Below are 10,628 nucleotides of genomic sequence, written 5' to 3' on the forward strand. Positions count from 1 at the left end.
GTTACCTCACTTTTCTATAATAAAAAAGCCCGAGTACGAATACTTGGGCTGATGTTCATTCTATATATTGGAGGCCAATTACGCTTTTTCGTGCTTTTTATGACCTTGTTCTAAATGGACAAAATCCACTAAGTCATCACCACTTACTTGAAATGCCTGACCAAAACCTTTTACAAACAAGCCCTTAATTGGCTTAAGACGAAACATTTTAAAGTCCTCTAGTGAGCTAAGCCCGTCAATTATTTCACCAAAACGAAGTCTCATTTGAGTTACGGCTTCTTGCCATTTATCTTCATCACGATCAATTAAAATGGCTGTCGCATCAAAAGTTAAACGCTTACGAGCAAAAAGTAATTTTGACGATTCTTCATCTTCAATAAGCATTAAAGATACGTCTGTATTTTGCATTAAATTACGAGTGTGACGCGCTATTTCTGAAATTAACACGTAGTAACCATCATTAAGTAATACGAAAGGTGCATAACTCACGTTTGGCTTTCCTTCGCTATCAACCGTAGCAAGTTGAAGTGTTTTTTTGGAATCACGAAACTCTTGAATTTCTGGTTCTAAACGATTTTGTAAACGTTCTTTTTTGATGTCTTGGTTCATCTGACTTTCCTTTCTATAATTATTTTTATGCGTATTTTTCTTTTAAGACACAAAAAGCACGGACTTGTTCAGGAAGTAATTGACGTTTTTTATCTCGTCCTAAATATATCTTAAATATAGAATTTCCTTCTTTATCAAAAAATCCAAAATAATGACTTTCAGATCCTCTAAATGGTTTACTCACTAGAGCAATATCAATAATTAAGTCTATTTTTAAGTGACCGTGTAACTCGCCATTACGTCCCATTAAGTCATAGTAACCATGAGCTAGTTTTCCTTTCGGGAATGGGGCTTTAACCTCAAAAATAGAGCCAAAAGAATGAACAATCGTCGTTACATCCCCAAAACCAACTAACCCTTCCAAAATAGTTTGAGCTTCTTCTCCTACAACTAACGTTACAATATGATGAGGTAATGCTTTAATCACTTCCCCTTCAGAAACTAATCGATTCTCTGTTGAGAGTTGTTTTGCCATCTCACTAGGTAATAAAGATGGATCATTTTCAAATAGCGCTAGTATTTCTGTTTTCACAATATCTCTCTTTCTTTATTTTAAGCGGCTTGAATGTGTCGTTGAGCATGTTGAAGTGCGGTAATAACACTTTGTGCCAACGTTACTGACCAAAACTGTCCTGCTAACGTTAGACTTAAATAATCGTTTTCAACAATAACCAAGCCGTTATTTTCCCAATGCATAAATAATGGCATAAGAAAACCAAAGACATCTTTATTGTTGTATTGCAGTAAGGTATGACGAGATAAAACGCCATGATCAAAACCCGCTTTAATCATCGCATTTAATGCTGAATTCTCAGACGAACGAGTCATCATGGCGATTGGAAGTGTATTTTGTTGAATAGCATCAATATAAGCATTTAATGTTCGATGTTGCATCATTCCGATCCCGCCAACATTCCCCCCTGCGCCACACCCAATAGGAAGAACTTCTGCCGTTGTTTTAGCTAGGCTGTTATAGATACTTCGCTCTCTATTACTGCTCGCCCAATGATTAACACTCAGTCGGTTTAAATAGTGTTTACTCATAAATTCAACACCATATTTATACATATACGCTTTTTCTTCTGTGCTCGCAGGTTGTGGCAATTTCCCTTGTTCGATCATTCCCTTCATTGGTGTCCCACCCATCTCAATTAATTGATATAAGTCGACACCATGAGCCCCTGTTTCAAGAAAATCATTTAAGTCTTGTTGCCAAATATCACTTGTTTGAAAAGGAAGCCCATATAACAAATCAAGTACGATAGGTGCTTGATTACTATTGCTTAATTCTTGAATTCGGCGTAATACATATTCTTTATCATCAAGCCTTTTGGCTGATCTTCTTACTTGAGTATTAAAACTTTGAACACCAAAAGAAAATCGATTAAAACCACCTTCAAGAGAGCGCTCAAACATCTCTTCATCAAATCGATTAATACGCCCTTCTAAAGTAATTTCACAATCCGTGGTTAGTGGGAAATAAGTACGAACCGCCTTTCCTAATAATTCAATTTGTTGGGCAGACAAATCTGTTGGGGTTCCCCCACCAACATAGACGGCATGAAAAGGAGCAGCTTGCGTCCAAGCCTGTTGGGCTTTCCATTTAATTTCAATCATTAAGGCATCAAAATAACTCTCCACTAATGATTTACTTGAGGCGTGTTGGAAAAAATTACAATAAGTACAACGAACTCGGCAAAAAGGAATATGAATATATAAACATCTCGTTGCGGCTAATCCTTCCGTATTTGAGAGAACTTCCTTCGCTTTTTCTTCATATAAATCACTTGAAATTGGCGTATTTTCTCCACCTGCATGCGCTGATGATTTACGTTGGAATGCGTAAAGTAAAGGCTCAGGTGTAGACTCACCCAATATTAAAGTATCTAAACTTGATATATCTATTTGATTTTTCATGCTTTCATTCTAATTTCTCAGCCCCTTAACTACTAAGAGCTTCGTCTCTGGAATGAATGATAAATTATTTCTTATTGAGAATGCAATTGATAATTGATCTCATTTCGATTTTGATTGATAATAAACATATTATTAATACAACATCACTGCGTGGAGTTTATTGTGCTTAATTGTCGTTATTTCATTGCTGTTGGGCTCTCCCTTGCTGTACATATTGCAGTTATCTGGTCTGTTCCTAGCAAACAAGCTTTTGCCATGCCTATCGGTAGTCAATCTTCTCAGGTAAATATTCAGTTTGTTACGCCAAGCTCACCTTCAATGTCAAAAGCGAAAACGGATTTGAAACCCAAAAAATCTAAATCCATTGAAAAAAAACCAGTTCAAAAACCGCACCCAAAAAAAGCAGTAAAAAAGAAAACAAAACCAACTCCCAAAAAAGCGGTAATTAATAAACCAAACATCACTAAAAAATCAGAACCTGTTGCGAAACAAGAAAACGTAAAATTGAAACAAGACACGGCATTAAAAGAAATCAATAAAGAAGATAACACCTCAAAGAACACACCAGACCAAACGGCGTCTGTGTCTAAATCAGGGGTAACTGAAAAACCACAACTTATTCAAAAACCCAGTTTTGTAACTAAGCCTGATGCACCAAGGTATCCAAGAATAGCCCAACGCCGTGGAATAGAAGGCACTGCGCTTTATGAAATTTGGCTAAATGAAAAAGGTAAGCAAATAAAACAAGAATTAATTACGTCATCAGGTACTGGAATTCTTGATGACGCTGCTCTAAAAGCGATTCAAAATTGGCAATTTTCCCCTCAAATTATTGACGGTCAGGCCATTGCACATCGTGTGCAGATCCCTGTTCGTTTTTCTTTAAATAAGTCATAGGAAGTTATCATGACTGGTTTTATCAACCTTTATTCACAACTTGGAATGATGGCATTACCATTGTTTATCTGCTCCGTTCTTACCCTCATATTATTGGCCGAACGTATTCTCCATTTGCTTTTTTCTTCTGGATGTAGCCACCGAAAAATTGCACTTTCTTATAAAAAGTTAAATAAAAACGATGATAAAGAGATCAATAATATTATCGCTACTTTGAATTCACAACGAGCGTTATCGGCCAAAGGCAACGCAATGTTGTTAGCCCATCGTCATTTTGATAAAGCGTTACGAGAAGACGTCGCAGGATTATGGCTACAAGAAAAGCGACATCAGCTTCGTTCAGGTTTAAGACTTCTTTCTCTTATCGGCGTAATAACTCCCCTACTTGGTCTACTTGGAACCGTTCTTGGACTTATTGATATGTTTAAAGAAGTAGCGGCAACGACGGGATCCATCACTCCTAATATTCTTGCTGATGGGTTGGGCTTTGCAATGAGAACAACAGCGATAGGGCTAATCATTGCAGTGCCTGCTATTTCAGGTTCACAACTTCTTGGACTATGGGCAGATAACATTCTATCTAAACTAGAGTATTCATTAAATGTCACAAATCTGTGGATTGAGGGGGTGGCACCCATGAAAAATAAAAATGAACAAGAGGCATCATTACGTTCAATAGAGGCTATCTAATGATTCAATCCAATAGACAAGAAGAGTTAGATAATCTTCAACCTGACCTCACACCATTACTCGATATCATTTTTATTGTCATGGTATTTTTATTATTAACCGCAACAGTAAAATTGCAATCATTAGAAGTCAGCTTACCTTCTGCAGAAAGTGAATCTATCTCTAATGTTGATAGTAAGTCTTTTACTATCAACATATTAGAAAATCCACCTTATTGGGGGCTTGATGGTACACCTTATCCTTCTTGGGAACATTTCACTCAAGCCCTGTTAAAGAAAGTAACTCAAAAACCAGATTTTCAAGTTGTTATTGCTTCAGATAAAACGGCGGAAATACAACATATGATTAAGTTACTCGCCTTTTTACAAGACAATAAAATTAAAGCGACTCAAATTTTAATGGATGAAAAAACACATGCAAACTAAACCTTATACCTCATTGCTAGCAAACAAAAATCTCTTCGCAATCAGTCTGTTATTTTTCTCTTCTTACTCGATGGCACAAGAACGCATTATTAGTGCAGGAAGCAGCGTAACTGAACTCATTTACGCCTTACATGCTCAAGGTAAATTAGTCGCTGTTGATGTCACAAGTCGTAACTCGCAAACCGAAGCATTGCCTAAAATCGGTTACCACAGACAACTTCCAGCTGAAGGGCTGTTAGCATTACAACCCACACGAATTATCGGTTCTGATGAAATGGGGCCAAAATCAACATTGGATCTTCTCAGTCAATCTGGGACTAACGTCAATATTGTAAATACAACACCGACAATAGAAGGATTATTGGAACGCATTGATGAAATTGCAGAATTAACACAAACAGAATCTCAAGCAGACATTATTAAACAGAAAGTACACCAACAAGTTAATCAGTTAGAAAAAACGATTCCAAATAAAGCACAACAAAAAAAAGTGTTATTTCTATTACTGCATGAAGGAAGAGCGCCTTATGTTGCAGGGAAAGAAACCACGGTTGATGAGATAATCAAATTAGCGGGTGCCATTAACCCTGCAAGCAAATCATTATCCTCATTCAAGCCTTTATCCATTGAGGCCATGATAGCAATGCAGCCTGATGTGATTTTAGTGAGCAACCGTAGTTTTAAAAAATTAAAAGGCATCGATAATATTTTAAAATCAATACCGACATTAGCATCAACGCCTGCTGGCATTAATAAAGCAATTATAACCATTAATGGATCTGCACTTGTTGGTGGACTCGGTCTTGCCAGTTTAGATGAAGCCGCTCGCTTAAATTCTCTTCTTTATCCCCTGCAGAATTAAATTATGTTTTTAAAATATCTCTCATTTTCAAAATTAATGCTCATTGGTTTTAGCATTTTATTTTTAACCACATTATCCTCTATCGCCGTTGGACCAATGAATATTACGTTGGCTGATAGCTTTAGTAGCTTATTACCGGGCACCAGAAATATCCCTGCTCATATTGATTTAATCATTCATCAAGTTAGGTTACCAAGAACATTATTATGTATGTTGGTCGGCGCTATTTTGGCGATTTCTGGCGTAGTAATGCAGGGCTTGTTCCGTAATCCATTAGCGGAACCTGGCATTATTGGAGTCTCTGCAGGCGCAGCCCTTGGAGCGGCATTAGCCATTGTTTCTTTTTCATCAATCAGTACCAACTACCCTATTTTTATGAACTTTGCTGCTATCCCAATGTTTGCTTTCTTAGGGGGGGCATTAACAACCGTTATCGTTTATCGATTAGGTACGAGTCAGTTTGGAACCTCGATTACGGTTATGCTATTGGCTGGGGTTGCTATTAGTGCATTATCTGGTGCGGGGATTGGCTATTTGAATTTTATCGCTGATGACCAAATGCTGCGAGATTTGTCATTATGGTCAATGGGATCATTGGCAGGTGCATCTTGGCAAGATCTACTCCTCGCCTTTTTGGGCTTAGTCATATTACTCACTATTTTCATGAAAAATGCAGCGGGATTAAATGCGCTATTACTCGGTGAAGCTGAAGCAAAACATTTAGGTATTAATGTACAGTCTTTAAAAAAGCGAATGATAATTTTAAGCGCTATCGGTATTGGTATTACGGTTAGCTTATCTGGCATGATTGGCTTTATTGGTTTAATCATTCCGCATTTAGGTCGTATGATGACAGGCCCTAATCATCGTACTTTGTTACCATTATCAGCTCTATTAGGCGGATTATTACTTACCTGTGCTGATATGTTCGCTCGTGTTGCTGTCAGCCCTGCAGAGTTACCTGTCGGCATTGTAACCGCTATTATTGGTGCTCCTTTCTTTTTATATTTACTGTTTACTCAGCGCGGAAAGTTCTCATGAATCCCATCTCTACCGCTATTTCAGCAAAAAACATTACCTGCTATTTAAATAATAAATTAATTCTAGATGATCTTAATCTTGATCTTCATTGTGGAGAGGTAACCACACTACTTGGGCCTAATGGTGCAGGTAAAAGTACTCTTTTAAAAATCTTATGCAATGAAATGAGTTCAACTAACAATATTTCGTATTTTGGGAAAGAGAAAGGAAGATGGGAGCCTTCTTTATTAGCAAAAAGACTCGGCGTATTACCTCAGCAGAGTTCTCTCTCTTTTGCTTTTACCGTCAGTGAAGTTGTTGAGCTTGGTGGATTACCATTGGCGTTGTCAAATAAAGATCTCAGGGTCATTACTCAAACAATGATGGAAAAAACAGGAATACATCATTTAGCAGATAGACTATACCCTTCTCTTTCAGGGGGAGAGAAACAGCGCGTTCATTTTGCTAGGGTTTTAACTCAAATCAGCCAATCTCAACAGAAAAAAATTGTTATGCTTGATGAACCAACTTCTGCATTAGATTTGTCACACCAACATAATACGTTACGTTTAGCTAAAGAGCTTGCAAATGAAGGTGCTGCAGTGATTATTGTATTACACGATTTGAACTTAGCAGCTCAATACTCAGATAGAGTTATTGTGTTGCAAGATGGTACATTACAAGCTGATGGGACGCCATGGGAAGCCATTACACCAACCATGATTGAACACGTTTATGGGCACAAGACATTCGTTCAAGCACACCCTACCCTTAATTTCCCCGTTGTTTATGCGGCTTAACCTCTTATGCATTAAAGTCAAATAACAGGCATAAAAAAAGGAGAGCTAGTGCTCTCCTTAATTAGTCTTAAAGCCTTATTACTGTTCTAATTAAAGAGCAGCATTCGCCTTAGCAACAAGAGCAGCGAATGCTACTTTGTCGAATACAGCGATATCAGCTAGGATCTTACGATCGATTTCAATAGATGCTTTCTTAAGACCGTTAATGAAACGGCTGTAAGATAGGCCGTTCTGACGAGCAGCAGCATTGATACGAGCGATCCAAAGTTGACGGAAAACACGCTTTTTGTTACGACGGTCACGGTAAGCATATTGTCCTGCTTTAGTAACTGCCTGGAAAGCTACACGATAAACACGTGAACGTGCTCCGTAATAACCTTTAGCTTGTTTCAGTACTTTCTTATGACGTGCACGAGCTTGTACACCACGTTTTACGCGAGGCATTGTGTCTCTCCTAAACTAAATATAATAAATTAACTAAAAAATTATGCGTATGGAAGCATACGTAAAACTGCTGCTACTTCACACTTTGCAAGTAGAGAGTTTGGACGAAGCTGACGCTTGTTTTTAGTAGTACGTTTAGTCAGGATGTGACGTTTCGTAGCGTGCTTAAATTTGATACCACCAGCAGTTTTCTTAAAACGCTTAGAAGCACCTTTGTTTGATTTCATCTTAGGCATGATGAATATAACTCCGCATTGTTGCGTGATTAAACATATAGTAATTAGGCGAATAAAACAGGATAACTGCGAGCAGCTACCCCACTTTACTACTTGAATGCACTAAATTACTTCTTTTTAGGGGCTAACACCATAATCATCTGGCGACCTTCAATTCTCGTTGGAAATGATTCGACTACTGCAAATTCTTCAGTATCCGCTTTCAAACGATTAAGAACGTCAACACCGATGTTTTGGTGAGCCATCTCTCGGCCACGGAAGCGAATTGTTACCTTCACTTTGTTGCCTTCTTCCAGGAAACCAGTCAGGTTGCGTAGTTTTACCTGATAGTCTCCAATATCTGTCCCAGGTCTAAATTTAATTTCTTTAGTTTGGACCTGTTTCTGTTTTTTCTTCTGTTCTTTAGCAGCCTTGGCCTTTTCGAAGAGGAATTTGCCATAGTCCATCACACGACAGACTGGTGGCTCGGCATTCGGGCTGATTTCAACTAGATCGACACCTGCTGTAAGTGCAACGTCTAACGCTTCATTTAGTGAAACGACGCCAACTGACTCGCCATCTAGACCTGTAAGGCGCACTTCTTTAACGCCAATAATTTCACCGTTTAGACGATGAGCATTTTGTTTTGCCGGCTGTTGGGCTCTTTTTCCGCCTTTAATACCTTATTCCTCCACAGTATTGAGCGTTCGGGTACTAACTTCTTGCTGCAGGAATGCAACAAAATCATCAATTTTAAATTTACCCAAATCTTTACCTTTACGTGTACGTACTGCAATTTCGCCAGCTTCCATTTCTTGGTCACCACAAACAAGCATATACGGAACACGTTTCAAAGTATGTTCCCTGATTTTAAAGCCAATCTTCTCATTTCTCAAGTCCGCTTTGACTCTAAATCCATTTTTTTGCAGTTTTTTTGCAATTTCTTGTACATAATCAGCTTGTTTGTCTGTAATGCCCATCACAATCGCTTGTTCTGGCGCCAACCATGTAGGGAAAAAGCCTGCGTAGTCTTCAATTAGGATACCGATGAAGCGCTCAAGTGAACCTAAAATCGCGCGGTGAATCATCACTGGTGTGTGACGTTCGTTATCTTCACCTACGTAAGTTGCTCCTAAACGCTCTGGTAATGCAAAATCGAGCTGCACTGTACCACATTGCCACGCACGGTCCAGACAATCATGCAAAGTAAATTCAATTTTCGGTCCGTAGAACGCACCCTCACCTTCTTGAATCTCATAAGCAATGTTCATTGACTCTAGAGCAAGCTGTAAATCGGCCTCTGCTTTGTCCCACATTTCGTCAGAACCAACACGTTGTTCAGGACGTGTAGACAATTTAACAACAATGTTTTCAAAACCAAATGTCGTGTATGTATCGTAAACCATCTCAATACATGATTTTACTTCATCTTGTACTTGAGCTTCAGTACAGAAGATATGAGCATCATCTTGAGTAAAGCCACGAACACGCATGATGCCGTGTAGTGCGCCTGATGGTTCGTTACGATGACACGCACCGAACTCAGCCATACGCAGTGGTAAATCACGATATGACTTCAGACCTTGATTAAAGATTTGAACGTGACCTGGGCAGTTCATTGGCTTAATCGCGTATTCACGGTTCTCAGAGCTTGTTGTGAACATCGCTTCTGCATATTTGTCCCAGTGTCCTGAACGCTCCCAAAGTACACGGTCCATCATTAATGGGCCTTTTACTTCTTGATAATCGTATTCAGTTAGTTTTTCACGAACAAAAACTTCTAGCTCACGGAAAATAGTCCAACCGTTGTGGTGCCAGAAAACCATACCTGGCGCTTCTTGTTGCATGTGGAACAAGTCAAGATGCTTACCAATTTTACGGTGATCACGCTTTGCCGCTTCTTCTAGGCGGATAAGGTGTGCTTTAAGCAGTTTCTTATCTTGGAATGCAGTGCCGTAGATACGTTGCAGCATTTTGTTGTCGCTGTTACCACGCCAGTATGCACCCGCTACGCTCAGAATTTTAAAGTTCTGGCAAAAGCTCATGTTAGGGACGTGAGGACCGCGACACATGTCGATGTATTCTTCATGATGATATAAACCTGGACGGTCGTCTTTAGAAACGTTCTCGTCAAGGATTGCAATTTTGTAAGTTTCGCCACGAGCATCGAATGCATCGCGAGCTTCTTGCCAGCTTACGTTCTTCTTAATTACTTGGTACTTAGTTTTCGCAAGCTCTTTCATGCGCTTTTCAATCTTATCAAGATCGTCTTGCGTTAAAGAGTGCTCCATATCGATGTCGTAGTAGAAACCGTTATCGATAGTTGGACCAATCGCCATTTTCGCTTCTGGGAAAAGTTGCTTAACTGCGTGACCTAAAAGGTGCGCACAAGAGTGACGAATGATTTCTAAACCGTCTTCATCTTTTGCTGTGATGATTTCAAGTTGTGCGTCATTTTCAATTAAATCACACGCATCAACACGAACACCATCAACACGGCCAGCGATACAAGCTTTCGCAAGACCTGGACCGATGTCAGCAGCAACATCCATAGTAGAAACAGCATTATCGAATTGACGTTGAGAACCGTCTGGAAGAGTAATTACAGGCATGTTTTATCCTTTACAGTGGTGTCGCACACGAAGCGACACATGCTAAAAATTAATGAAACGAAATAATAGATTGTCTATATATGATGTAAGGATCAATCAACCACACAAAGGTCGGGACACTTACAAGCCGATTATTG

General features: G+C 39.0%; 13 protein-coding genes. 6 read left to right on the forward strand and 7 right to left on the reverse strand.

Going from position 1 to position 10,628, the window contains the following annotated elements; all coding sequences use genetic code 11:
• Positions 1 to 78: 78 nt before the first annotated feature.
• Genes hutZ through hutW form a run of 3 tightly spaced genes read right to left on the reverse strand, consistent with a single transcriptional unit; the run spans position 79 to position 2,526 of the window.
• The gene (gene hutZ, locus AACV33_RS19280; protein WP_023603159.1) at positions 79 to 609 is read right to left on the reverse strand and encodes a heme utilization protein HutZ; all 531 of its coding nucleotides are present in this window, start codon (positions 607 to 609) and stop codon (positions 79 to 81) included.
• 25 nt (positions 610 to 634) lie between these two features.
• Positions 635 to 1,141, reverse strand: coding sequence for a heme utilization cystosolic carrier protein HutX (gene hutX / locus AACV33_RS19285; protein ID WP_182700556.1), 507 nt, complete (start codon positions 1,139 to 1,141; stop codon positions 635 to 637).
• Positions 1,142 to 1,161: 20 nt separating this feature from the next.
• Positions 1,162 to 2,526, reverse strand: coding sequence for a heme anaerobic degradation radical SAM methyltransferase ChuW/HutW (gene hutW, locus AACV33_RS19290; RefSeq protein ID WP_182700557.1), 1,365 nt, complete (start codon positions 2,524 to 2,526; stop codon positions 1,162 to 1,164).
• A gap of 162 nt (positions 2,527 to 2,688) precedes the next feature.
• Between hutW and AACV33_RS19295 the strand changes: the two genes are divergently transcribed.
• Genes AACV33_RS19295 through AACV33_RS19320 form a run of 6 tightly spaced genes read left to right on the forward strand, consistent with a single transcriptional unit; the run spans position 2,689 to position 7,220 of the window.
• On the forward strand, positions 2,689 to 3,423 hold the full coding sequence (locus AACV33_RS19295; protein WP_182700558.1) for a TonB family protein: 735 nt from the start codon (positions 2,689 to 2,691) through the stop codon (positions 3,421 to 3,423).
• Positions 3,424 to 3,432: 9 nt separating this feature from the next.
• A complete protein-coding gene (locus AACV33_RS19300) occupies positions 3,433 to 4,113 on the forward strand; it encodes a MotA/TolQ/ExbB proton channel family protein (protein ID WP_017020450.1) in 681 nt (226 codons plus the stop codon).
• Positions 4,113 to 4,538, forward strand: coding sequence for an ExbD/TolR family protein (locus AACV33_RS19305; protein WP_017020451.1), 426 nt, complete (start codon positions 4,113 to 4,115; stop codon positions 4,536 to 4,538). The genes AACV33_RS19300 and AACV33_RS19305 overlap by 1 nt, the downstream gene beginning before the upstream one ends.
• Positions 4,528 to 5,400 carry a heme/hemin ABC transporter substrate-binding protein gene (locus tag AACV33_RS19310; protein ID WP_182700559.1) on the forward strand — a complete coding sequence of 291 codons (873 nt, stop codon included), beginning with the start codon at positions 4,528 to 4,530 and terminating at the stop codon, positions 5,398 to 5,400. Before AACV33_RS19305 ends, AACV33_RS19310 begins: the two co-directional genes overlap by 11 nt.
• A gap of 3 nt (positions 5,401 to 5,403) precedes the next feature.
• Positions 5,404 to 6,441: a FecCD family ABC transporter permease gene (locus tag AACV33_RS19315; protein ID WP_065610573.1), complete on the forward strand. Its 1,038-nt coding sequence runs from the start codon at positions 5,404 to 5,406 to the stop codon at positions 6,439 to 6,441.
• Positions 6,438 to 7,220, forward strand: coding sequence for a heme ABC transporter ATP-binding protein (locus AACV33_RS19320; RefSeq protein ID WP_182700560.1), 783 nt, complete (start codon positions 6,438 to 6,440; stop codon positions 7,218 to 7,220). Before AACV33_RS19315 ends, AACV33_RS19320 begins: the two co-directional genes overlap by 4 nt.
• A 90-nt stretch (positions 7,221 to 7,310) precedes the next feature.
• On the opposite strand, the gene rplT is transcribed toward AACV33_RS19320, so the two are convergent.
• From rplT to thrS, 4 genes are all read right to left on the reverse strand, one after another.
• Positions 7,311 to 7,664, reverse strand: coding sequence for a 50S ribosomal protein L20 (gene rplT, locus AACV33_RS19325; protein ID WP_012550351.1), 354 nt, complete (start codon positions 7,662 to 7,664; stop codon positions 7,311 to 7,313).
• 41 nt (positions 7,665 to 7,705) lie between these two features.
• Complete coding sequence (gene rpmI, locus AACV33_RS19330; protein WP_012550352.1) at positions 7,706 to 7,900, reverse strand: 50S ribosomal protein L35; 195 nt, start codon at positions 7,898 to 7,900, stop codon at positions 7,706 to 7,708.
• Between the two features lie 107 nt (positions 7,901 to 8,007).
• On the reverse strand, positions 8,008 to 8,559 hold the full coding sequence (gene infC / locus AACV33_RS19335) for a translation initiation factor IF-3 (RefSeq protein ID WP_012550353.1): 552 nt from the start codon (positions 8,557 to 8,559) through the stop codon (positions 8,008 to 8,010).
• 3 nt (positions 8,560 to 8,562) lie between these two features.
• Positions 8,563 to 10,491, reverse strand: a complete 1,929-nt coding sequence (gene thrS / locus AACV33_RS19340; protein WP_017020456.1) for a threonine--tRNA ligase — start codon at positions 10,489 to 10,491, stop codon at positions 8,563 to 8,565.
• Between the last annotated feature and the right edge of the window lie 137 nt (positions 10,492 to 10,628).

The sequence above is a fragment of the Aliivibrio sp. SR45-2 genome, from assembly GCF_963890165.1.
In the GTDB taxonomy this organism is placed as follows: domain Bacteria; phylum Pseudomonadota; class Gammaproteobacteria; order Enterobacterales; family Vibrionaceae; genus Aliivibrio; species Aliivibrio salmonicida.

What these genes read in the sequence shown, in the direction of transcription:
- hutZ (WP_023603159.1), bottom strand. Translation starts at nt 609, where the DNA reads ATGAACCAAGACATCAAAAAAGAACGTTTACAAAATCGTTTAGAACCA.
- hutW (WP_182700557.1), bottom strand. Translation starts at nt 2,526, where the DNA reads ATGAAAAATCAAATAGATATATCAAGTTTAGATACTTTAATATTGGGT.
- AACV33_RS19300 (WP_017020450.1), top strand. Translation starts at nt 3,433, where the DNA reads ATGACTGGTTTTATCAACCTTTATTCACAACTTGGAATGATGGCATTA.
- AACV33_RS19305 (WP_017020451.1), top strand. Translation starts at nt 4,113, where the DNA reads ATGATTCAATCCAATAGACAAGAAGAGTTAGATAATCTTCAACCTGAC.
- AACV33_RS19310 (WP_182700559.1), top strand. Translation starts at nt 4,528, where the DNA reads ATGCAAACTAAACCTTATACCTCATTGCTAGCAAACAAAAATCTCTTC.
- AACV33_RS19315 (WP_065610573.1), top strand. Translation starts at nt 5,404, where the DNA reads ATGTTTTTAAAATATCTCTCATTTTCAAAATTAATGCTCATTGGTTTT.
- AACV33_RS19320 (WP_182700560.1), top strand. Translation starts at nt 6,438, where the DNA reads ATGAATCCCATCTCTACCGCTATTTCAGCAAAAAACATTACCTGCTAT.
- rplT (WP_012550351.1), bottom strand. Translation starts at nt 7,664, where the DNA reads ATGCCTCGCGTAAAACGTGGTGTACAAGCTCGTGCACGTCATAAGAAA.
- rpmI (WP_012550352.1), bottom strand. Translation starts at nt 7,900, where the DNA reads ATGCCTAAGATGAAATCAAACAAAGGTGCTTCTAAGCGTTTTAAGAAA.
- thrS (WP_017020456.1), bottom strand. Translation starts at nt 10,491, where the DNA reads ATGCCTGTAATTACTCTTCCAGACGGTTCTCAACGTCAATTCGATAAT.